At 73.0% G+C, this 22,251-nt stretch carries 16 protein-coding genes; 2 read left to right on the plus strand and 14 right to left on the minus strand.

Going from position 1 to position 22,251, the window contains the following annotated elements; all coding sequences use genetic code 11:
• The 13 genes from AMK16_RS07630 to AMK16_RS07690 form a co-directional block, all read right to left on the minus strand.
• Window positions 1-1,704, minus strand: coding sequence for a proline--tRNA ligase (locus tag AMK16_RS07630; RefSeq protein WP_073910876.1), 1,704 nt, complete (start codon window positions 1,702-1,704; stop codon window positions 1-3).
• Window positions 1,705-1,746: 42 nt separating this feature from the next.
• Entirely contained in the window at window positions 1,747-2,289 is a 543-nt protein-coding gene (locus tag AMK16_RS07635; RefSeq protein ID WP_073910879.1) for a GNAT family N-acetyltransferase, read from the minus strand.
• Between the two features lie 184 nt (window positions 2,290-2,473).
• Window positions 2,474-3,319, minus strand: coding sequence for a GNAT family N-acetyltransferase (locus tag AMK16_RS07640; protein ID WP_199885383.1), 846 nt, complete (start codon window positions 3,317-3,319; stop codon window positions 2,474-2,476).
• Between the two features lie 137 nt (window positions 3,320-3,456).
• Window positions 3,457-4,614, minus strand: a complete 1,158-nt coding sequence (gene ispG, locus AMK16_RS07645; RefSeq protein ID WP_073910886.1) for a flavodoxin-dependent (E)-4-hydroxy-3-methylbut-2-enyl-diphosphate synthase — start codon at window positions 4,612-4,614, stop codon at window positions 3,457-3,459.
• A 175-nt stretch (window positions 4,615-4,789) separates the two neighbouring features.
• Window positions 4,790-6,091: a M50 family metallopeptidase gene (locus tag AMK16_RS07650; protein ID WP_073910890.1), complete on the minus strand. Its 1,302-nt coding sequence runs from the start codon at window positions 6,089-6,091 to the stop codon at window positions 4,790-4,792.
• Entirely contained in the window at window positions 6,088-7,338 is a 1,251-nt protein-coding gene (dxr, locus tag AMK16_RS07655; RefSeq protein WP_073910893.1) for a 1-deoxy-D-xylulose-5-phosphate reductoisomerase, read from the minus strand. Before dxr ends, AMK16_RS07650 begins: the two co-directional genes overlap by 4 nt.
• A gap of 20 nt (window positions 7,339-7,358) precedes the next feature.
• Window positions 7,359-8,696, minus strand: coding sequence for a hypothetical protein (locus AMK16_RS38050; RefSeq protein WP_073910897.1), 1,338 nt, complete (start codon window positions 8,694-8,696; stop codon window positions 7,359-7,361).
• Window positions 8,697-8,760: 64 nt separating this feature from the next.
• A complete protein-coding gene (locus AMK16_RS07665) occupies window positions 8,761-10,713 on the minus strand; it encodes an acyl-CoA dehydrogenase family protein (protein WP_073910901.1) in 1,953 nt (650 codons plus the stop codon).
• A gap of 400 nt (window positions 10,714-11,113) precedes the next feature.
• Window positions 11,114-11,455, minus strand: coding sequence for a type II toxin-antitoxin system PemK/MazF family toxin (locus AMK16_RS07670; protein ID WP_073910905.1), 342 nt, complete (start codon window positions 11,453-11,455; stop codon window positions 11,114-11,116).
• A complete protein-coding gene (locus AMK16_RS37080) occupies window positions 11,449-11,793 on the minus strand; it encodes a hypothetical protein (protein ID WP_242438661.1) in 345 nt (114 codons plus the stop codon). The genes AMK16_RS07670 and AMK16_RS37080 overlap by 7 nt, the downstream gene beginning before the upstream one ends.
• Before the next feature lie 237 nt (window positions 11,794-12,030).
• Window positions 12,031-13,476, minus strand: coding sequence for an aldehyde dehydrogenase family protein (locus AMK16_RS07680; protein ID WP_073910909.1), 1,446 nt, complete (start codon window positions 13,474-13,476; stop codon window positions 12,031-12,033).
• 237 nt (window positions 13,477-13,713) lie between these two features.
• Window positions 13,714-15,294 (minus strand): PucR family transcriptional regulator, encoded by a 1,581-nt coding sequence (locus tag AMK16_RS07685; RefSeq protein ID WP_073910913.1) that lies wholly within the window; start codon window positions 15,292-15,294, stop codon window positions 13,714-13,716.
• Window positions 15,295-15,494: 200 nt separating this feature from the next.
• Entirely contained in the window at window positions 15,495-17,867 is a 2,373-nt protein-coding gene (locus AMK16_RS07690; RefSeq protein ID WP_073913353.1) for an ATP/GTP-binding protein, read from the minus strand.
• A 236-nt stretch (window positions 17,868-18,103) separates the two neighbouring features.
• Here AMK16_RS07690 and gabT point away from each other — a divergent pair, with 236 nt between their 5' ends.
• Both gabT and AMK16_RS07700 read left to right on the plus strand, forming a co-directional pair.
• Window positions 18,104-19,438: a 4-aminobutyrate--2-oxoglutarate transaminase gene (gene gabT / locus AMK16_RS07695; protein WP_073910917.1), complete on the plus strand. Its 1,335-nt coding sequence runs from the start codon at window positions 18,104-18,106 to the stop codon at window positions 19,436-19,438.
• Window positions 19,439-19,834: 396 nt separating this feature from the next.
• Window positions 19,835-20,410: a phosphatase PAP2 family protein gene (locus AMK16_RS07700; protein WP_338014421.1), complete on the plus strand. Its 576-nt coding sequence runs from the start codon at window positions 19,835-19,837 to the stop codon at window positions 20,408-20,410.
• On the opposite strand, the gene AMK16_RS07705 is transcribed toward AMK16_RS07700, so the two are convergent.
• Window positions 20,367-22,202 carry a chitinase gene (locus AMK16_RS07705; RefSeq protein ID WP_073910925.1) on the minus strand — a complete coding sequence of 612 codons (1,836 nt, stop codon included), beginning with the start codon at window positions 22,200-22,202 and terminating at the stop codon, window positions 20,367-20,369. The genes AMK16_RS07700 and AMK16_RS07705 overlap by 44 nt on opposite strands.
• Window positions 22,203-22,251: the final 49 nt, after the last annotated feature.

The raw sequence follows: 22,251 nt of genomic DNA on the forward strand, positions 1-22,251 counted from the left end.
CTACGCGTCGGCGGTGAGGCGGCTCAGGGCTTCGGTGAGGGGGAGTTCCTCGCGGGTGCCCGTGGCGCGGTGCTGGAGCTCGACCACCTCGTCGGCGGACCGCCGCCCGGCCACCAGGATCCACGGGACCCCGATGAGCTCAGCGTCGGTGAGCTTCACGCCCGGCGACAGGCCCGCCCGGTCGTCGAGCAGAACGCGCAGCCCCGCGCAGGCCAGCGCGTCCGCCGCCCGCTCGGCCAGAGCCAGCGGCACGGCCTTGCCCGCCGCCACCACGTGGACGTCGGCCGGGGCCACCGCGGCCGGCCAGCTCAGCCCGCGCTCGTCGGCCGTCTGCTCGGCCAGCGCGGCCACCGCGCGGGAGACGCCGATGCCGTACGAGCCCATCGTCACCCGGACCGGCTTGCCTTCGCGGCCGAGCACGTCCAGCCCGAAGGCGTCCGCGTACTTGCGGCCCAGCTGGAAGATGTGCCCGATCTCGATGGCCCGGTCCAGCCGCAGTCCCGCGCCGCAGGACGGGCAGGGGTCGCCCGGCTGCACGACCACCACGTCCAGGTAGCGGTCCACTTCGAAGTCCCGCCCGCACACCACGTGGCGCGCATGCGTGTCGGGCTTGTTGGCGCCCGTCACCCATGACGTGCCGGGCGCCACCCGCGGGTCGGCGAGGTAGCGGACCTTCTCCAGGCCCTGCGGGCCCACGTAGCCGCGGACGAGGTCGGGGCGGCCCTCGAAGTCCTCGGCGCCCACCAGTTCCACCACCGCCGGCGCCAGGTGCTCCCCCAGCTTGCCGAGGTCCACCTCGCGGTCGCCCGGCACGCCCACCGCCACGATCTCGCCGTCCACCTTGACCAGCAGGTTCTTCAGGGTCGCCGAGGCCGGGACCCCCAGGTGCGCGGCCAGGGTCTCGATGGTCGGGGTGTCCGGGGTGTCCACCTCCTCCAGTGCCGGGTGCTCGGCGGACACCGGCGCGAGCGCGAAGGTCACGGCTTCGGTGTTGGCCGCGTAGGAGCAGGAGGGGCAGTCCACGAAGGTGTCCTCGCCCGCCTCGGCGGGGGCGAGGAACTCCTCGGACGCCGAGCCGCCCATCGCGCCCGACACGGCGGAGACGATCCGGTGGTCCAGCCCGAGCCGCTCGAAGATGCGGACGTACGCCTCGCGGTGCAGGCGGTAGGACTCCTCCAGCCCCTCGTCGGACACGTCGAAGGAGTACGAGTCCTTCATCTGGAACTCGCGGCCGCGCAGCACCCCGGACCGGGGCCGTGCCTCGTCGCGGTACTTGGTCTGGATCTGGTACAGCATGACCGGCAGGTCCTTGTACGAGGTGCACTGGTCCTTCACCACCAGGGTGAAGATCTCCTCGTGGGTGGGTCCGAGGAGGTAGTCGGCGCCCTTGCGGTCCTTGAGCCGGAAGAGCAGGTCCCCGTACTGCGACCAGCGCCCGCTGACCTCGTACGGCTCCTTGGGCAGCAGCGCCGGGAGCAGCACCTCCTGGGCGCCGATCGCGTCCATCTCCTCGCGGACGATGCGCGAGACGTTGTCCAGGACCCGCTTGCCGAGGGGCAGCCACGTCCACACGCCGGCGGAGCTGCGCCGGACGTAGCCGGCGCGGACCAGGAGCCGGTGGCTGAGGGTTTCGGCGTCCGCCGGGTCCTCGCGGAGGGTCTTGGCCATGAGGCGGGACATGCGCTGCACGTATTGCGTAGACATGCCGGGAGGTTACCGGGGCGTGCGGCCGGCGCGGAAACGGTTTCAGGGCCGCAGCAGGGGCAGCGGGGCGCCCATGACGGCGTACGGCAGGCTCGCGCTCGGGAAGTGGACCTGGCGGGCGAGGTCGGTGTAGCCGAGGGACCGGTAGAGGCCGCGGGCGGGGCTGTCGGTGTCGATGGCCGAGAGGATCGAGCGGGGTTCGGCGGCCTGGTCGGTGATGCGGGTGATCAGGGCGCGGCCGACGCCGTGGCCCTGGAATCCGGGGTGGACGTGCAGCTCGGTGATGACGAAGGAGCCGTCGAGCCATCCGTCGTGGCCGCCGGCCCGCAGGTAGGGCTCGACGACGGCGGACCACCAGTACGTGCGGTCGTTCGGCAGGCCGTAGACGAAGCCGGTGAGGGCGCCGTCCTCGGTGAAGGCCCCGAGGGCGCGGGCTCCGCGGCAGGCCATGTGGCGCTGGACGATGTGGCGCCGGATGCCGACCTCTTCCTCGCTGAGGCCGAAGGCGACGGCCTGTACGCGCAGGGCCTCGTCCACGCGCGCGGCGAGGTCGAGGGGGCCGATGCGGAGTCCGGTAGGCAGCATGCGGCGACCTTACTTCGCGGCAGGGGCGGGCCGGTACGGTGCCGGGGCGCCTACCGGGTCGGGCCCGGCGGGTGCGCGGGCCGCGAAGCGTCCCCGGGCCCGCGATGCGCGGGGCGCCGCCCGTCCAGGGGCCTGCGGTACGCGGGGCGCCGGTCCAGGGGACGGCCGTCCTGGTGCGGCCGGTTCAGAACAGCACGCTCATGAAGGCGCCGACCTCGCGGAAACCCACCCGCCGGTACGCGGCCCGGGCGGCGGTGTTGAAATCGTTCACGTAGAGGCTGACCACGGGAGCCACGTCCCGCAGCGCGTGGGCGACGACGGCGGCCATGCCGGTCTCCGAGTGCCCGCGCCCGCGGAACTCGGGATCGACCCAGACGCCCTGGATCTGGCAGGCGCGGGCGGTGGCGGCGCCGATCTCCGCCTTGAAGACGATCCGGCCGTCCTCGACGCGGGCGAAGGAACGGCCGCTGCCGACGAGTTCGGCGACCCTGGCCTGGTAGAGCAGCCCGCCGTCGCCGGCCATCGGCGAGATGCCGACCTCCTCGGTGAACATGGCCACGCAGGCGGGCATGATCAGGTCCATCTCGTCCTTGCGGATCCGGCGGACCAGGGGGTCGGCCCGGACCGTGGTGGAGGGGCTCTCCATCACCATGAGCGGCTGGCGGGAGCGGACGTCACGGGCCGGTCCCCAGCTCGGTTCGAGGAGCTGCCACAGCAGCCGCGTGGCCTCGGCGGGGCCGACGATCGAGGAGCAGCGGCGGCCCGTGCGGCGGGCCCGGTCGGCGAAGGCGCGTACGGCATCGGGCCCGGCGCAGACGGGGACCAGGTTGGCGCCGGCGTAGCACAGCGCGCGCAGCTCGCCGTCCGCGTACCAGCCCCACATCTCGCCGCCCAGGCGCCAGGGGTCGAGTCCGGCGACCTGGACCCGCGAGGTGACGAAGGCGTTCGCCACCGGCTCGCGTCCGAGGATGGCGAGCGCGGCGTCGAGATCACTGGGGTCAAGGACCCGGGTGGTGGTCTGCGTCAACACTGGGGGCCTCACCGTGCAAGTCTGCTGATCTCCGCACTGTACCCGGCGTCGCTGGGGGATGCCGCGTCCCCGAGGTCGCCGTGAAGGCCCGGCCCCGCCCCCGAGCTGCGGGAACGGGGCCGGTGCGGAGCGTTCGTTCAGACGCCGATGGCCACGGTGGGCTCGCCGGACACGACGCCGTCCTTCTCCATCTGCGCGGCGATCTTCAGCGCCTCTTCGATGAGGGTCTCCACGATCTTCGACTCGGGGACGGTCTTGATGACCTCGCCCTTGACGAAGATCTGGCCCTTGCCGTTGCCGGAGGCCACGCCGAGGTCGGCCTCGCGGGCCTCGCCGGGGCCGTTGACGACGCAGCCCATGACCGCGACGCGCAGCGGGACCTCCATGCCCTCAAGGCCGGCCGTGACCTCTTCGGCGAGCTTGTAGACGTCCACCTGGGCCCGGCCGCAGGACGGGCAGGAGACGATCTCCAGGCGGCGCGGCTTGAGGTTCAGCGACTCCAGGATCTGGTTGCCGACCTTGACCTCCTCGACGGGCGGGGCCGAGAGGGAGACGCGGATGGTGTCGCCGATGCCCTCGGAGAGGAGCGCGCCGAAGGCGACGGCGGACTTGATGGTGCCCTGGAAGGCGGGGCCGGCCTCGGTGACGCCCAGGTGCAGCGGGTAGTCGCAGGCTTCGGCCAGCTGGCGGTAGGCGTTGACCATGACGACCGGGTCGTTGTGCTTGACCGAGATCTTGATGTCGCCGAAGCCGTGCTCCTCGAAGAGGGAGGCTTCCCACAGCGCGGACTCCACCAGCGCCTCGGGGGTGGCCTTGCCGTACTTCTTCAGCAGGCGGGCATCGAGCGAGCCGGCGTTGACGCCGATGCGGATCGGGGTGCCGGCGTCCTTGGCGGCGCGCGCGATCTCCTTGACCTTGTCGTCGAACTGCTTGATGTTGCCCGGGTTGACGCGGACGGCGGCGCAGCCGGCGTCGATCGCGGCGAAGACGTACTTGGGCTGGAAGTGGATGTCGGCGATGACCGGGATCTGCGACTTCTTCGCGATGACGGCGAGCGCGTCGGCGTCGTCCTGGGTGGGGCAGGCCACGCGGACGATGTTGCAGCCGGAGGCGGTCAGCTCGGCGATCTGCTGGAGCGTGGCGCCGACGTCGGAGGTGCGGGTCGTGGTCATGGACTGCACCGAGATGGGCGCGTCACCGCCGACGGCCACGGAACCGACCTGGATCTTGCGGCTGACCCGGCGGTCGGCAAGCTTCGTCGGCACGGACGGCATTCCGAGAGAGATGGCAGTCATCTGCTGTGCAACCCCAAGGTGTGGATCAAGGTCCCGAGATCGGCGGGCTCCAGCCTTCGAGATTACGCCAATCGGCGAGCGCCGCGCGCATCCCGGGGTGCGCGCCACCCGAACGCGGGAGGGCCGGGCACGATGCGTGCCCGGCCCCGGGTCCGTGGTGCGGACGCCCGCAGCGTCAGGTGATCTTGATGGGGTTCACCACGTCGGCCACCATCACCAGCAGGGTGAAGCAGATGAACAGTCCGGCCACCACGTAGGCGACGGGCATCAGCTTCGCCACGTCGAAGGGGCCGGGGTCGGGGCGGCGGAAGACCCGGGCGAGGTTGCGCCGCACCGACTCCCACAGGGCTCCGGCGATGTGCCCGCCGTCGAGCGGGAGCAGCGGCAGCATGTTGAACAGGAACAGCGAGAGGTTGAAGCCGGCCAGCAGGTTGAGGAAGAACACCAGCTGGTGCTGGGCGGGGATGTCGAGGGTGAAGATCTCACCGCTGACGCGCGCGGCGCCGACGACGCCCATCGGGCTGTCCTGCTTGCGCTCGGCGCCGTTGAAGGCCGCGTTCCACAGGTCGGGGACCTTCGTGGGCAGGTCGACCAGCGACTGCACGCCGGCCTTCATCATCTCGCCCATGCGGTCCACGGACTGGCCGAAGGACTGCGGGACGTAGCCGGAGGCGGGGGCGAAGCCGAGGAAGCCCGCGGTGACGTACTCGTCCTTGACGTACCGGCCGCTGCCGTCCGTCTTGGCGACCTTGTTCTCGATCAGGTTCGCGTGCAGGTCGACCCGGTGGCCGGCCCGCTGGACGGTGAGGGTGGCGGGGCCGACGGTGGCGCGGATGTCCTTCTGCAGGGCGGACCAGTCGGCGACCGGGCGGCCGTTGAAGGCGACGATCTTGTCGCCCTGGGCGAGGCCCGCCGCCTTGGCGGGGGCCGCCGGGTCGCCCGCGGCGCACTTGTCGCGCTTCTCGCTCTGCTGGATGACGCAGTCGGACACCGAGCCGACCACGGTCGTCTGGGTGTTCAGTCCGAAGGCCATCAGGGTGGTGAGGAAGATCGCGACGGCCAGGACCAGGTTCATGAAGGGGCCGGCGAACATCACGATCACGCGCTTCCACGGCTTGCGCGTGTAGAAGAGCCGGTCCTCGTCGCCGGGCTGGAGCTCCTCGTACGCCGCCGAGCGCGCGTCCTCGATCATCGACCGGAAGGGCGAGGTGGAGCGGGCGGTGACCTTGCCGTCCTCGCCGGGCGGGAACATCCCGATCATGCGGATGTAGCCGCCCATCGGGATCGCCTTGATCCCGTACTCGGTGTCGCCCTTCCTCCGCGACCAGATGGTCGGGCCGAAGCCGACCATGTACTGCGGCACCCGGATGCCGAAGACCTTGGCGGTGGAGAGGTGTCCCAGCTCGTGCCACGCGATGGAGACCAGCAGGCCCACCGCGAAGATCACGACTCCGAGCACCGTCATCAGAAGTGTCATGCGCGCGCCTCCACGGCGGCCCGCGCCGCCATCTCCCGCGCCCGGGCCCTGGCCCAGGCTTCCGCTTCGAGGACGTCCTGGACCGTCAGGGAAGTTCCCGGCTCCGGCGTCCCGTGCTCGTCGACCACGGCAGAGACGGTATCCATGATTGCCGTGAACGGCAGCCGACCTGCCAGGAACGCCTCGACGCACTCCTCGTTGGCCGCGTTGAAGACGGCCGGGGCGGTGCCGCCGAGGGTGCCCACGTGCCGGGCCAGGCCGACCGCCGGGAAAGCCTCGGTGTCCAGCGGGAAGAACTCCCAGGTGGAAGCCTTGGTCCAGTCGAAGGCGGGGGCGGCGTCCGGGATCCGCTGGGGCCAGCCGAGACCGATCGCGATGGGGCCGCGCATGTCCGGCGGGGTGGCCTGGGCGAGGGTGGAGCCGTCGGTGAACTCGACCATCGAGTGGACGTAGGACTGCGGGTGGACCACGACCTCGATGCGGTCGAAGGGGATGTCGTAGAGCAGGTGCGCCTCGATGACCTCCAGCCCCTTGTTGACCAGGGTCGCGGAGTTCACGGTGATCACCGGGCCCATGGCCCAGGTGGGGTGCGCCAGGGCGTCCTTGACGGTGACGCCGGCGAGCTCGGCGCGGGTGCGGCCGCGGAAGGGGCCGCCGGAGGCGGTCACCACGAGCTTGCGCACGTCCGCGCGGGTGCCGGCGGCGAGCGCCTGGAAGAGCGCGGCGTGCTCGGAGTCCACGGGGATGATCTGTCCGGGCCGCGCGAGGGCCTTCACCAGCGGGCCGCCGACGATCAGCGACTCCTTGTTGGCGAGGGCCAGGGTGCGGCCCGCCCGCAGCGCGGCGAGGGTGGGCGCGAGGCCGATGGACCCGGTGATGCCGTTGAGGACGGTGTGGCAGGCGGAGGCGGCGAGCTCGGACGCGGCGTCCGGCCCGGCCAGCACCTCGGGCGCCGGCTCCGTGCCGTACTGGGCGCTCAGCGCCTCTTTCAGGGCCGGGGCGGCGTCCTCGCGGGCGATGGCCACCTTCTCCACGCGCAGCAGCCGGGCCTGCTCGGCCAGCAGCCCGACCCGCCCGCCGGCGGCGGACAGCGCGGTCACCCGGAACCGGTCGGGGTTGCGCAGGGCGAGGTCGATGGCCTGGGTCCCGATGGAGCCGGTGGAACCGAGGATGACGATGTCCCGGGGGCCGGCCGCAGGATCGAAGACGACGTGCGGGTCGGCGAGGGGGGCTGGGCGGTCGCTCATGCCCCCATTGTTGCCGCAAGTCAGGCGCGCTCCGACACGGAGCCCCCGTCGGTGACCCGCAGGAGCAGGTGGGGAAGGGTTCCGGCGAAGTCGGGGAGCGTACGGGCCACACGCCACCATGCCTCGGGGTCCTCCTTGACGGCCACGGCGAACAGCCGGTCGGCCTCCGCCCGCGCGTCGAGGACGGCCCGGGGCCGGTCGTGCCGGTCGGGGTGGTCGATGTCGCCGAGCCAGTGGTCCTCGTCCAGGGCCCAGCAGGCGGGCAGCTTGTGCCGGACCACGTCGGCGCCGGTCAGCAGGGACCGGTCCAGGCAGTCGCGCACCCAGCGGACGTCCTCCTCGACGGTGTCCATGGGGACGGCCAGGCTCGCCAGGGCGAGTTCGCGCTCCACTCCCCCGGACGGATCGACGGACGCCGGGGCCAGCCGGGCCACGGCCCGGGCCAGGGCGCCGCCCGGCGACGCCTCCCGGGGGGAGCCCCCGGGCTCCGGCGGGCTCCCCCCGGCCACGGCGGCGACCAGCTCCGGCAGCGGGCCGGGGAAGCCGGGGGCGTGGCGCAGCAGTTCGGACCAGAGCCGGGGGTCGTCCCCGAGGGGACGCAGGGCCCGGTCCACGGCCGTCTGCATCCCGGCCTGTTCGGGCAGGGTCCAGCGCAGCGACCGGTGCTCGGGGAGGTGGCCCAGCAGCAGCGTGCGGCGGGCGGGGGCGACGCAGTCGACGAGTTCCTCGTGGGTGAGCAGTCCCATGCGGACGGCGCGGACGGCGGGGCGGTGCCAGGAGGGGCCGTCGGTGCGGTGGGCGGGCTCGGCGAGCAGGGCGCGGACCGTTTCGTCCGGGAGGTCCGCGACGAGCAGCAGGGCCTCGGCTGATCCGGGCGGCAGCGGTTGCCGGGCGTGCTCGGAGTGCAGCAGGCCGGGGTCCAGGTCGTAGGGGAGCCGCAGGATGTGGAGGGGGACCCGCGGGCGGTGCCTGCCGTGCCGGCGCAGCAGGGCGGTGAGTTCCGCGGTGGTCAGGGCCCCGTCGGCAGGGTCGCGGCCCAGTTCGGCGCGCAGCACCGGGAGGAGTCCGGGCGGCGGGCGGCGGCGGGCGTACCGGGCGGGCCCGGGCAGGCCCGGCAGCGGCCGTCCGACGACGCGGGGGTTGCGGGCGATGTAGCGCCGGTCCTCCTCGCTGCCGTGGCGCAGCAGGAGCGTCACGGCCGAGGCGGGCAGCCACTCGTCGCGGCAGAGGTACTTGCGGGTGGGCCCGTCGAGCCGGCCGAGGAGGTCGCGGGCGATGTGGTCCGGTGCGTGGCGCAGGACGTGCGCCACGCACCAGGCCAGGCGCCGGCTGTTGCGGTCTTCCACGGCCGTCGACATCGCTGCCCGCCTCGCGCTCGTGCTCGTGCTCGTACGTCCGTCCTACTGCTTCGATGATCGCAGGTCAGCGGATGGGACGGTGCACGTTTTCCCGGGCTGCGGGGCCGGGGGTGGCGTCCGCGATCCAGGGGCCGTCGCCGGAGGCGTCGAGGACGCCCTCCTCCAGCCAGGCGTAGGTACCGCCCAGGACGCCCTCGACGACCTTGCGGTCGAGCTCGTCGGTGTTGTTCCAGAGCCGGCCGAAGAGCTCCTCGACGCGGATCCGGGACTGCCGGCAGAAGGCGTCGGCCAGCTGGTACGCCTCGCGCCCGTGCTCGCCGGTGGCGCGCAGGTGCTCGGCGCGCACGCAGGCCGCGCTCATGGCGAACAGCGCGGCCCCGATGTCGACGATCCGGCCGAGGAAGCCCTGCTTGGTCTCCATGCGGCCCTGCCAGCGGGACATGGCGTAGAACGTGGACCGGGCCAGTTTGCGGGCACTGCGCTCGACATGGCGCAGGTGGGTGGAGAGGTCGGGGTGGCCGTCGGGGTGGAAGGCCCGGAAGGTGCCCGGGAGCTGTCCGGCGCCGGTGGCGAGCTGGGGCAGCCAGCGGGCGTAGAAGGCGGCGGCGCGGGCGCCCGCCTTCGCCTTGTCCCCGAGGGCCTTCTGCGGGTCGATGAGGTCGCCCGCGACCGACAGGTGGGCGTCGACGGCCTCGCGGGCGATCAGCAGGTGCATGATCTCGGTCGAGCCCTCGAAGATCCGGTTGATGCGCAGGTCCCGCAGCATCTGCTCGGCGGGTACGGCGCGCTCGCCGCGCGCCGCGAGGGACTCGGCGGTCTCGAAGCCGCGGCCGCCGCGGATCTGGACCAGCTCGTCGGCCATCAGCCAGGCCATCTCCGAGCCGTAGAGCTTGGCGAGGGCGGCCTCGATGCGGATGTCGTTGCGGTCCTCGTCGGCCATCTGGGAGGCGAGGTCGACCACGGCTTCGAGGGCGAAGGTGGTGGCCGCGATGAAGGAGATCTTCGCGCCCACGGCCTCGTGCCGGGCGACCGGCCGGCCCCACTGCTCGCGGACGCCGGACCACTCGCGGGCGATCTTCAGGCACCACTTCCCGGCGCCGACGCACATGGCGGGCAGGGAGAGCCGGCCGGTGTTCAGCGTGGTCAGGGCGATCTTGAGGCCGGAGCCCTCGGCGCCGATGCGCTGGGCCGCGGGGACCCGGACCTGGTGGAAGCGGGTGACGCCGTTCTCCAGGCCGCGCAGGCCCATGAAGGCGTTGCGGTGCTCGACGGTGATCCCCGGCGAGTCGGCTTCCACGACGAAGGCGGTGATCCCTCCGCGGTGGTTCTCGCTCTTGGGGACGCGGGCCATGACGACGAGGAGGTCGGCCACGACCCCGTTGGTGGTCCACAGCTTGACGCCGTCCAGCAGGTAGGCGTCCTCGCCGTCGGGGACCGCGGTGGTGGCCAGGCGCGCCGGATCGGAGCCCACGTCGGGCTCGGTCAGCAGGAAGGCGCTGATGGCGGTGGTGGCGCAGCGCGGGAGGTAGGTGTCCTTCTGCTCCTGCGTCCCGAAGATCTTCAGCGGCTGGGGCACTCCGATGGACTGGTGCGCGGAGAGCAGGGCGCCGATGGCCGGGCTGACGGAGCCGACGAGGGCGAGCGCCTTGTTGTAGTAGACCTGGGTGAGGCCGAGGCCGCCGTACTTGGGGTCGATCTTCATCCCGAGGGCGCCGAGGTCCTTCAGCGCGCGCACGGTCTCGTCGGGGATCTTCGCCTCGCGTTCGATGCGGCCGGGGAGGCCGTCGGCGAGCGCGCTGTCGCAGAAGGCCCGCAGCCGCGCCAGGAAGGCCTCGCCGCGCCGGACGTCCTCGTCGGCGGGGAGCGGGTGGGGATGGATCAGGTCGAGGCGCAGCCGGCCGAGGAAGAGCTCCTTGGCGAAGCTGGGTTTGCGCCAGTCGTGTTCCCGGGCCGCCTCCGCGACCTGCCGCGCCTCGCGCTCGGTCACCTTGGGCTGTACGGGTTGTGTTGCGGACATGCGGGGACTCACCTCGCCGCCGGAGTGGGTTGGGGCACCGGATTTCCGGTCGCTGCTACCCGTGAGTCGTACCCAATGTGGGCGGGATGGAAAAGGGGGACGGCCAAAGCCCCCGCACAGCGCGTTCCTCGGACCGCCTCTGACCTGCGACGTTGGTCTGACGTGCGCGAATGGTCGGCGCATCCGGCCCAATCCTCCCTCACCCGTCCGCATCCTCCCGCCCGCTCGGCCACCGGTGTTCCCGTGGGAACAGGGCCGGGAACACGGCCTGGAACAGGCTCTGCGGCGTGACACAGTGGTAGGCCCGGCGTGAACCTCCGGGCCTGGCTTGCCTCCTCAGCGTGATGCCGACGCAGCCCGCCCATGCGGAGCACGACGCCCGGGCTTGCGCCCTGCGACGTCAGTGCCGTAGACCGAGGATCAAGCGGACGGAATCTTCCACGCGGCGCAGCTCACCGGGTGCCAGCAGCCCGAGTTTCCTCCGCAGGCGTGATATCGCCACGGTGTGAAGGTCCGCGCAGTTCACGTACGACTCGTCGTACTTCGTCAGGCCCGCGTCAGGCCCGATGGGGGTATGGGTGACCTCCGGACCGGAAGCGCCGGTGATCAGCGCGACCGTGACGGAGGCGAGCGGTTCCGCGATCCGGTTGACCGTGAGGACAACCACGGGATGCGGGCCCACCGGCTGGGGCAATGCGCAGACCCACACTTCGCCGCGCAGAGCCGTACCGGGGCTCACCACTGCATCTCGTCCGCTGCCGCAAGCTCGGCGTCGCTCGGCTCGACCACGCCCTCAGGCAGAGGCGCGGATTGCTCCTGGTAGAAGGCGCGGATGTCCTCGGCCGCCCCCACCTCGGCCGCTTCCCGCGCAAGGAGCCTCAGGCCTTCGCGAAGGGCATCGGAGGTCGAGCCGAGATGCAGCGTCCGCATGACGTCCTGGAGGGCCTGCATCTCGTCGCTGCGGAGCCGGACCTGTGCCAACCTGCTGGGCCCGAGCACGGCCGTGGCCGCGTTCCGCTTCGCTGTCTTCGCGGCGGCCTTCTTGGCCTGCCGCTTTTTGGGATCCGCGGCGGCGTCCACGCCTCCTCCACTCTGTCGTACAAATGTCATACAGCCAGTGTGGGCCCGCTGGTCGACGCCCGTCAAGCAACGCACCCAGCTCGCACCCGCTGCCGTTCGACGACTCGGGCGTGTTCCCATCAGCTCACGAAGAGTCAGTCAGGATTCGACGTTTCTGCAGGTCAGAGGGGTAAAAAGGGGGACGGCCGGAGCCCCCGCACAGTGGGCTCCGGCCGTCGGCTCATTGGCCGTACGAGATCAGATGTCGAGGCCGGTCAGGACCAGGACTCGCTCGTACGTGTAGTCGTCCATCGCGTAGCGGACACCCTCGCGGCCCACACCGGACTGCTTGACGCCGCCGTACGGCATCTGGTCGGCGCGGTAGGACGGCGCGTCGCCGACGATCACGCCGCCGACCTCCAGCTCGCGGTGGGCGCGGAAAGCGGTCTGGATGTCGCGGGTGAAGACGCCGGTCTGCAGGCCGAACTTCGAGTCGTTCACCGCGGCGAAGGCGGCGTCGGTCCCGTCGACCTTGGTCAGCGTCAGCACCGGACCGAAGACCTCCTCGCGGGCGAGGGTGGTGTCGGCGGGCAGGTCCGCGATGACGGTGGGTTCGTAGGAGGCGCCGTCGCGCTTGCCGCCGGTGAGCAGCTCGGCTCCGGCGGACACGGCCTCCTCGACCCAGGACTCGACCCGCTTGGCGGCGTCCTCGGAGACGAGGGGGCCGACGTCGGTGGCCACGTCGCCGGGGTCGCCGGTGACCTGCTCACGGACCTTGGCGACGACCTTCTCGACGAGGCGGTCGTAGACCGACGCGTCGGCGATGACGCGCTGCACCGAGATGCAGGACTGGCCGGCCTGGTAGTTCGAGAAGGTCGCGATACGGGTCGCGGCCCAGTCGAGGTCGGCCTCGGAGGCCCAGTCGGCGAGGACCACGGCCGCGGCGTTGCCGCCGAGCTCCAGGGTGCAGTGCTTGTGGGGCACCGACCGCTGGATGGCGTAGCCGACCTTGTCCGAGCCGGTGAAGGAGATGACGGGGAGGCGCTCGTCCTTGACCAGGGCGGGCATCTTCTCGTTCGCGACCGGCAGCACCGACCAGGAGCCGGCCGGGAGGTCGGTCTCGGCGAGCAGCTCACCCAGGATCAGCGCGGACAGGGGCGTGGCCGGCGCGGGCTTGAGGATGATCGGCGCACCGACCGCGATGGCCGGGGCGACCTTGTGGGCGCACAGGTTCAGCGGGAAGTTGAACGGCGCGATGCCGAGGACCGGGCCCTTGACGAAGCGGCGGGTCAGCGCGAGGCGGCCGACGCCGCCGGCGTCGGTGTCGAGGCGCTGGGCCTCGCCGCCGTTGAAGCGGCGGGCTTCCTCGGCGGCGAAGCGGAACACGGACACCGCACGGCCGACCTCACCGCGGGCCCACTTGATGGGCTTGCCGTTCTCGGCGGAGATCAGCTGGGCGATCTCCTCGGTGCGCTCGGCGAGCCGCTTGGACACGTGGTCCAGGGCGGTGGCACGCACGTGGGCGGGGGTCGCGGAGAATTCCGCCGTCACGGCGTGCGCCGCTGCCACGGCCTCTTCGACCTGGGCGTCGGTGGGCACGCTCACGGTGCCGACCAGGCGTCCGTCCCACGGGGAGTGGACGTCGAAGCTGTCCTCGCCGGTGGCCTGGCGGCCGGCGAGCCAGAACGCGTGGGTGGAAGTCATGCGAATCCCGGCCCTTCGATGTGTGCGGTGGGTCGTTGTCCCCACCACCGTAGGGCTCGGGCGTGGATCCGTTGTTTGTCCGGGGTGTAGTACCTCCGGGCCGGGCCGCGCCGGTTTGTCACTGTCAGGCCGCGCGGCGGTGTGCGCGAGGCGGCCTCCTGCGACCGGCACGCCGCCCCCGGGCCACGCCTGTCTCGCAACACGCCCGACCCTCGCTGCTGTGACGACAGGACCTGGCTAGGAGGCGGCGGAGGAGGCCTTCAGGGCGAGCCACAGCTCCATGCGGACGTCCGGATCGTCCAGGGAGCGGCCGAGGATCTCCTCGACCCGCTTCATCCGGTAGCGCAGGGTGTGGCGGTGCACGCCGAGGTCGGCAGCGGCCGCGTCCCACTGGCCGTGGCGCGAGAGCCAGGCGTGCAGCGAGTCGACGAGGTCGCCGCGCCCGGTCGCGTCGTGCTCCCGCAGCGCGCGCAGGGTGCCCTCCGCGAAGGCCCGTACGGCGTCGTCGGCCAGCAGCGGCAGGACCGATCCGGCCGCCATGTCCTCGTGCTCCACCATCGCCCGTCCCCGGCGGCGGGCCACGGCCAGGGCCTGGTCGGCCTGTTTGAGGGCCGCCGCCACGCCGGCCGGACCGGCGGGTGCGGACAGGCCGACCACCAGTTCGTCCGGCCCGGCACCGGTGGCGTCCCGGGCGCGCCGCGCCTCCAGGGCCTCCGCGTGGTCGGCGCAGGCCCGTACGGCCGCGCCGCCGTCGGCCACCAGGACGACCAGGCGGCCGGGCTCCGGGACCACCAGCAGCGTCTCGCCGGTGCGGGCCGCCGCCGATTCCACGGCGTCGGCCAGCCGCGCCAGTGCCTCCGGCCGGGCCGTGCCGGCGAGCGCCGGCTCGGCGGTGATCAGTCGGAACGGCGTCTCCAGCAGGGCTCCGTAGAGGTCGCCGGCCACGGCCCGCGCGTGGTCCGCCTCGCCCGCCAGCAGCATCCGCAGCACTGCCGCGCCCAGGCGCGACTCGGCGTCGTGCAGCGAGCGCGAGCGCTCGGTGGTGAGGGTGAGCAGCGCGACCGCGGAGTGGACGGCGTACCGCTCGGCCGTGCCCAGCGGGGCCGCGGTGCCGACGGCGAGCGCGCCGCGCGCCCGCCGCCCCGTGCCCAGGGACTGCAGCTCGACCCGGTCCTCGGAGCCGCCGACCACGGCGCTCGCGGGCGCGGGCCGCTCCCGCAGCCGCCCTACGTCGGGGGTGAGGCGGGCGGCGCGCCGGGCGGCCCAGTCGGGGGCGGCGGCGACGACCGCGCCGGAGGTGTCGTACAGCGCGGCCCAGCCGTGCACGTGCGCGGCGAGCTTCGCCAGCAGCTCGGCGGGTCCGTCGGCCGACAGGGCCGCCCGCGTCAGCTCCCGCTGCGCCTCGAAGCCGGCGGTCACGGCGCGGTACTGGTCGGCGGCCAGGGCGGCGGAGACGGCCTTGCTGATCGCCAGGAAGGGGGTCCGCCGGGGGACCTCCAGCAGCGGCATGTCCTCGGTCCGGGCGGCCTCCACCAGGGCTTCGGGAACCTCCTCGTAGTTCACGCCGACCGCGAACCCGATGCCGACGACCCCGGCCGCGGCGAGGCGCCGTACGTAGCGGCCCATCTCCTGGGGGTCCTCCGCGTCCAGCTTCATCGCGGTGACCAGGAGCAGCTCCCCGCCCTCCATGTAGGGGACGGGGTCGGCGAGCTCACTGACGTGGGCCCAGCGCACGGGGGTGTCGAGGCGGCTCTCCCCCGCCCGGACGCTGAGCTTGAGCGCCGAGTGCTGGACGAGCGAGGCGAGGGTGAGCGGCATCGGTTACCAGGGGCCTTCGCGGGAGGGGGCGGCGGGAGGAGCGGCGGTCTCGGCGGGGGCGCGACCGGCAGGGGCGCGATCGGTAGGGGCCGGCCGGCGGGCAGCAGCAGACCGGCAGGGAGCAGCAGACCGGCCGCCCGCGCTTTTCGCCGTGTCGTACGAACGGCTCCCCTCGATTCTGCCACCCCGTACGGGTCCGCTCAGCCCGGTGCGGCCGTGCCGTCCAGGCGGACCAGCAGGGGCGCCGCGCGTTCCCCCCGCACCGAGGTCAGCGAGAGGACCGCGTGGCCGGGGGGTACGGCGTGCGCCAGGTCCGAGGCGGACCAGCGCTCGCGCTCCACCTGCCGCACGGTGACCGCGTCGGTGGTGACGGCCTTGCCGGTGACCAGCTTGCGGAAGGCGTGGATCGCGCGGGTCAGCGGCTGGTCGGCGAAGACGGTCCGGTGGGTGACGTCGCGGGCCTCCACCCACTCGGTGCCCCAGGTCTCGGCGAAGCGCTTGCCGTCCCAGGTGGTGACTCCCGAGAAGGCCATGCGGCAGCCGACCGCGCCGAGCAGCGGGGTCCGCAGCTCTTGCGGTACGTCGTCCAGCGAGCGCAGCGTGAGCAGGACTCCGGCGTTCGCCGAGCGCAGCCGCTGCACGCCCCGCACGGTCTGCGGTGTCAGGGTGTGCGAGGCGTCGTCGAAGGCGAGGAAGGCGAACAGGGAGCGGTCGGTGCGGGCGGCGGCGGCCGCGGTGAACTGGGCGAGCAGCAGCCGGGCCAGCATCCGGGAGGCGTCGGCGTGGCCGCGCTCGGGCAGGTCGACGCGGACGCGGACCGGGTGTTCCAGGGCGCGCAGCGAGAACGGCCGGCCCTGCCCGGTGGTGTCGAAGAACCCGGCGAAGGCGGGCCGGTCGAGCAGGGCGACCCGGTCGGCGAGGACGGGCCCGGGATCGGCGGGCGCCCCCTGCTGGCGCCGGCGGGCGTCGAGTTCGCGCAGCATCGCGTGCAGGCCGGCGGCGGTGAGCTCCCGGCGCAGCGTGTCGAGGGCGTCGGGCACCCCGTCGAGCAGCTCGCGCAGCTCGGGCACGGCGGGGAAGCGGCCGTGGGCGGCCCGGAACGGACCGAGGAGCTGGGCGAGGGCGGTGGCGGCCCGGCGCACCTCGATCCCGGGTACGTCCCCGACGAAGGCCTCGGCGAGGAGGCCGGCCGCTTCGTCGGGGTCGGTGGTGCCGCCGTAGAGGTCGAGGTCGTAGACGGACTCGGGGTCGCCGACGCGGACCACGACGTCGAAGGCGCCGTCCGGCCCGAGCTGGGCCCCGGTCCCGGCCGCGCCGACGGCGACGACGGCGGCCTGGCCGGCGAGCGCCTGGAGCGCGAGGGATTCGACGACGGGCCGGACCAGGCGGCGGGTCTTGCCGGTGCCGGAGGGGCCGACGGCGAGCAGGGAGGTGCCCAGCACGTCGGGGTCGAGCGCGAGGGAGGTGCCGCGGCGGGCGTAGGGGTTGCGCGGACCGTCCTCGACGGTGCCGAGCAGCACCTGGCGGGCGAGCAGGTCGTGGCGGGCGGCGCGCACGGGCAGGTCGCGCGCGCCCGACGGGTGCGCGCAGGCCCCGGCGCCCTTGTCCCGCACGGCCTCGGCGAAGGCGCGCAGCCGGGAGGGGTCGACCCGCACCGAATCCCAGGCGCGCCGGATCCGCGCGTAGTCCACGTCGTTCATCCGCCCGGCCCCGGCCTCCCCCTCCAGCCGGTCGGCCACCTCCCCGAGCCCGGCCTGCCGCACCTGCGGCCACCGCACGGGGTCGTCGGCCGGGTCCTCTGACGCGGCGTTCCGCGCGGGATCCGATGCGGGGGCGACAGGGGTAGTGGTCGGCAGCAGGCGGCGTAGCAGCCGGAACGCGCCGCCGAGCCAGGCGAAGGCCAGGACTACAGCGGCGTCGATGACGGTCTTCGCGGTGTTGTCGAGTTGCAGGTTGGCCACCTGGTCGTTCGTGTACGGCAGGAACGCGAAGACCAATTGGCGGACGGGCAGCTGGTGGTTGTCGACCAGCAGGAGGGTGACATAGGCGAAGGGAACGACAGCGATGGCCCGCACCAAGGGGCCACGCGCCACGACCAGGCGGCCCCAAGCGGCCCTCCAGCTTCCCAGTCGACCGAACCCGTAAAGGAGCGCCGCCACGAAGAGCAGCTCGTAGATCGGCTTCGCCTTCATCCCGCCCGTCCCCATCACGGGCTCCCCGTTGGCGGAGTACCAACTGTCGGGGGTGAAGAGGTTCAGCGGGGCGTCCCAGAACGGGATGTATGTGTTGCGCATGAGCGACCACACCAGGACACAGGCGAGGAAGGAGATGGCTGCGCCGCTGGCGAGCGCCCGATCCGGGGTCTGGGCGGGCTCCGCCGACTTGCGCGGGATGTGTCCGTAGCGCCAGACGCCCGGCTCGGCCCCTGGACGCTCCACGTGCAGCCAGTCGACGAGGGTCGGCCCCGATCCGGGAGCGTGCCGGGGTTTCGGAGGATGCGCGGGAGGCCCGGCAGGGCGCGGTACGCGATCAGCGCGGGTCTCCTGCCCGTCGTGCGTGCCCTCGGTGTCCATGAACCCCTGCCCCCTGACCGTGCCGTGCGATGCGGCGTTCAATCTAGTGCCCGGTCCTGGCTCGGGCCCCGTACCCGGCATGATCGGCGAGATGCGTGCCGCGCCGCTCCTATGGCCGTCGCGGACAAGGACACGCGGGGACCACTCCCGAACGGAGCATGACCTACCCGCTCCCCCGGGCCTAGCCTGCGGACAAAGACACGAGTGCGTCCGAAAACACCCCCCAGGAGCCCCCTATGACCGCTGTCCCGCAGGAGCGCCGCATCGTCACCGCGATCCCCGGCCCCAAGTCGCAGGAGCTGCAGGCCCGCCGCCTCGGCGTGGTGGCCGGCGGCGTGGGCTCCGTGCTCCCCGTCTTCACGGCCCGCGCGGGCGGCGGCATCGTCGAGGACGTCGACGGCAACCGCCTGATCGACTTCGGTTCCGGCATCGCCGTGACCTCCGTCGGCGCCTCCGCCGAGGCCGTCGTGCGCCGCGCCTCCGCGCAGCTCGCCGACTTCACCCACACCTGCTTCATGGTCACCCCGTACGAGGGCTACGTCGAGGTGTGCGAGGCGCTCGCCGAGCTGACCCCGGGCGACCACGCCAAGAAGTCCGCGCTGTTCAACTCCGGCGCCGAGGCCGTCGAGAACGCCGTCAAGATCGCCCGTTCGTACACCAAGCGCCAGGCCGTCGTCGTCTTCGACCACGGCTACCACGGCCGCACGAACCTCACCATGGCGCTGACCTCGAAGAACATGCCCTACAAGCAGGGCTTCGGCCCGTTCGCCCCCGAGGTCTACCGCGTCCCGGTCGCCTACGGCTACCGCTGGCCCACCGGCGCCGAGAACTGCGGCCCCGAGGCCGCCGCCCAGGCGATCGACCAGATCACCAAGCAGATCGGCGCCGACAACGTCGCCGCGATCATCATCGAGCCGGTCCTCGGCGAGGGCGGCTTCATCGAGCCGGCCAAGGGCTTCCTGCCGGCGCTCGTGAAGTTCGCCAACGACAACGGCATCGTCTTCGTCGCCGACGAGATCCAGTCCGGCTTCTGCCGCACCGGCCAGTGGTTCGCGTGCGAGGACGAGGGCATCGTCCCCGACCTGATCACCACCGCCAAGGGCATCGCGGGCGGTCTGCCGCTCGCCGCCGTGACGGGCCGCGCCGAGATCATGGACTCCGTCCACGGCGGCGGCCTGGGCGGCACCTACGGCGGCAACCCGGTGGCGTGCGCCGGCGCGCTCGGTTCCATCGAGACCATGAAGGAGCTCGACCTCAACGCCGCGGCGAAGAAGATCGAGTCCGTCATGAAGGCCCGCCTGACGGCCATGCAGGAGAAGTACGAGATCATCGGCGACATCCGCGGCCGCGGCGCCATGATCGCGATCGAGCTGGTCAAGGACCCGGTCTCCAAGACCCCCTTCCCGGAGGCGGCCGGCGCGCTCGCCAAGGCCTGCCACGCCGAGGGCGTGCTCGTCCTCACCTGCGGCACCTACGGCAACGTGCTCCGCTTCCTGCCGCCGATCGTCATCGGCGAGGACCTGCTGAACGAGGGCCTGGACGTCATCGAGGCCGCGTTCGCGGCCATCTGATCGAACGACTAGAACGTCCGAACGCAGCGCACGGCTCCGCTACCGGCGGTAACGGGCGGGCGCTGTGAAGAAGGTGTGGGGGGCCGATGGCGGGAGCGCGTTCCCGCTGTCGGTCCCCTTTCCGCTGCCGTACGGTTTCTGCAGATGAGTGAGACACCCCGCTCCCGGGAAACCGTGGGCGACACCGGTACCGGGCTTCCCCAGCGCCGCGCCGGGCATGCGTTCGCGCACACTCCTCACCGATCGGACAGCCGTCCGCCCCAAACCCCCCGGGGCGTACGGCGACCCGGTCCGGGCGGCCGTCCCGGAACCATCCCCCCTGTCCCGGGACGGCCGGCCACTCTCCCGGGCGCCGGTCCCCGCCGCGCCGCCCTGCACAGGGCCGCCCTCCAGGCCGTGTTCAGCCTGAGCGCCGTCGCCCTGATCACCTGGCAGGTCCTGGTCCGCGGCCCGCTGCTGGCCCCCGACGCCCGCCTGAGCCGCGCCCTCGTGCGCACCGTCCCCGACGCCGTCACCGAACGCCTCTCGGACCTCGGGAACGTCCCGGTCGCCGTGCCCGTGCTGCTCCTCGCCGTGGCGTACGCCGTCCGCCGCGGCGACCGGCTCGGCGCCGCGGCCGCCGCACTGGCCATGGCGCTGGTGCCGGCCCTGGTCGTCCCGCTGAAGGAGTGGACCGCCCGGCCCGGCCCGCTGGAGCCCTGGGCCGCCGGCTACTTCCCCTCGGGCCACACCGCCACCGCGGCGGTCGCCTACCTCGGCGCGGCCCTGCTCCTCTCCCCCTACACCCGCCGGCCGTGGCCGACGGCCGCGGCCCTCGTCCTCACGGGGGCCACGGCCGCCGGTCTGGTGCTGCGGGGCTTCCACTGGCCGCTGGACGTGGTGGCCAGCCTGCTGGTGTGCGCCCCGCTGCTGCTGGGGGTGCGGTGGTTCAGCCGCCCTGACCCGCGAAGTACGCGTCGAAGTTCCGGCTGAACTCCCAGCCTGCGAAGCGGTCCCAGTTGACCGACCAGGTCATCAGGCCGCGCAGGGCGGGCCAGGTGCCGTGGGTCTGGTAGGAGCCGCAGTCGGTCTTCTTCGTCAGGCAGTTCAGTGCCTCGTCCACCTCGGCGGGCGGGATGTGGCCGTTGCCCGCGTTCGTGGTGGCGGGCAGCCCGATGGCGACTTGTTCGGGGCGCAGCGGCGGGAAGGGGCGGGCGGTGTCGCCCGCCACCGGGAAGCCGGTGAGCAGCATGTCGGTCATGGCGATGGGGAAGTCCGCGCCGCCCATGGAGTGGTACTGGTTGTCGAGGCCCATGATCGAGCCCGAGTTGTAGTCCTGGACGTGGAGCAGGGTGAGGTCGTCGCGCAGGGCGTGGATGACGGGGAGGTACGCGCCGGCGCGGGGGTCCTGGCCGCCCCAGGGGCCCGATCCGTAGTACTGGTAGCCCAGTTGGACGAAGAAGGTCTCGGGCGCCATGGTCAGGACGAAGTCCGGGCCGTACCAGGCCTTCAGCGTCTTGACGGCCGAGATCAGGTTGACGATCACCGGGGTGGTGGGCGCGCGGAAGTCGGTGTCCCCGGTGGCCAGGGACAGGGAATGGCCCTCGAAGTCGATGTCGAGTCCGTCGAGTCCGTACTCGTCGATGATCCTGCCGACCGAGGAGACGAAGGTGTCGCGGGCGGCGGTGGTGGCGAGCTGGACCTGGCCGTTCTGGCCGCCGACGGAGAGGAGCACCTTTTTGCCGGCGGCCTGCTTGGCCTTGACGGCCGCCTTGAACTCGGCCGGGGTCTCGACACCCGGGCACTGGGCGACGGGGCAGAGCTGGAAGCGGATGTCGCCCGAGGTCACGGAGGTCGGTTCGCCGAAGGCCAGGTTGATGACGTCCCAGGAGGCGGGCACGTCGGCCATGCGCAGGTGGCCGGCGCCGTTGGCGAAGCTGGTGTGCAGGTAGCCGACCAGCGCGTGCGCGGGCAGGCCGGGGCTGCCCGGGCTGCCGCCCGCGCTGCGGGTGGTGGCGGAGACGGGGGCGCTCTTCGCGGACTCGCCCACCGCGTTCACCGCGCCGACCTGGAAGGTGTAGGTGGTGGAGGCGGCCAGTCCCGTGACGGTCGCGGAGGCGGCGGTGACGGTCAGGGGCGCCGCGCCGTCGCGGTAGACCTTGTACGAAGTGGCGCCGGCGGCCGCCGACCAGGACAGGGCGACGGAATCGGCGGAGGTCGCATTCGCCGTCAGGCCGGTGGGGGCGGCCGGGGGCCTGGGCCCGCCGGGCCCGGTGCCGCCGGGATCGGGGCCGACCAGGGTGAGGTCGTCGGTGTGGTGGGCCGGCTGGCCGTACCAGCCGTGGGTGTAGAGCGTCACCTCCGTGGTGGCGGGGCCGGTCCGGAAGGTGGTGGCCAGCTGCTTCCACGCGCCCGGGGACTGCGTCCAGACCGACACGTCGGTGGTTCCGGTGCCGCTCGCGCCCAGGTAGACGTAGGCCCCCTGCACCCAGGCGCCGAGCGTGTAGGTGGAGTCGGGCTTGACGGTGACGCTCTGGGCGCAGCGGGCGTTGTCCTGGCCGGCCGGCGTGGCCTTGAGGGCGTGGCCGCCGCCGTGCACGGGCGAGGTGACGACGGCTCCGCTGCCGCCTGAGCAGCTCCAGCCGTCGAGGCCGGCTTCGAAGCCGCCGTTGCGGGCGAGGTCGGCGTCGGCCGCCGCGGCCGGCGGGCCCGCGGCGAGGAAGGCGGCTACCGCGAGGGCGACGGCCGTGAGGACGGAGGTGGCTCTGTTTCCGGCGGGGCGCACAACTGCCTCCGGGGGGTGGGGGGATGGAGCCGGACCGCTGGCGAAGGAG

Origin of the sequence: Streptomyces sp. CB00455 (assembly GCF_001905445.1) — a bacterium.
In the GTDB taxonomy this organism is placed as follows: domain Bacteria; phylum Actinomycetota; class Actinomycetes; order Streptomycetales; family Streptomycetaceae; genus Streptomyces.

What these genes read in the sequence shown, in the direction of transcription:
- AMK16_RS07630 (WP_073910876.1), bottom strand. Translation starts at nt 1,704, where the DNA reads ATGTCTACGCAATACGTGCAGCGCATGTCCCGCCTCATGGCCAAGACC.
- AMK16_RS07635 (WP_073910879.1), bottom strand. Translation starts at nt 2,289, where the DNA reads ATGCTGCCTACCGGACTCCGCATCGGCCCCCTCGACCTCGCCGCGCGC.
- ispG (WP_073910886.1), bottom strand. Translation starts at nt 4,614, where the DNA reads ATGACTGCCATCTCTCTCGGAATGCCGTCCGTGCCGACGAAGCTTGCC.
- AMK16_RS07650 (WP_073910890.1), bottom strand. Translation starts at nt 6,091, where the DNA reads ATGACACTTCTGATGACGGTGCTCGGAGTCGTGATCTTCGCGGTGGGC.
- dxr (WP_073910893.1), bottom strand. Translation starts at nt 7,338, where the DNA reads ATGAGCGACCGCCCAGCCCCCCTCGCCGACCCGCACGTCGTCTTCGAT.
- AMK16_RS38050 (WP_073910897.1), bottom strand. Translation starts at nt 8,696, where the DNA reads ATGTCGACGGCCGTGGAAGACCGCAACAGCCGGCGCCTGGCCTGGTGC.
- AMK16_RS07665 (WP_073910901.1), bottom strand. Translation starts at nt 10,713, where the DNA reads ATGTCCGCAACACAACCCGTACAGCCCAAGGTGACCGAGCGCGAGGCG.
- AMK16_RS07680 (WP_073910909.1), bottom strand. Translation starts at nt 13,476, where the DNA reads ATGACTTCCACCCACGCGTTCTGGCTCGCCGGCCGCCAGGCCACCGGC.
- AMK16_RS07685 (WP_073910913.1), bottom strand. Translation starts at nt 15,294, where the DNA reads ATGCCGCTCACCCTCGCCTCGCTCGTCCAGCACTCGGCGCTCAAGCTC.
- AMK16_RS07690 (WP_073913353.1), bottom strand. Translation starts at nt 17,867, where the DNA reads ATGGACACCGAGGGCACGCACGACGGGCAGGAGACCCGCGCTGATCGC.
- gabT (WP_073910917.1), top strand. Translation starts at nt 18,104, where the DNA reads ATGACCGCTGTCCCGCAGGAGCGCCGCATCGTCACCGCGATCCCCGGC.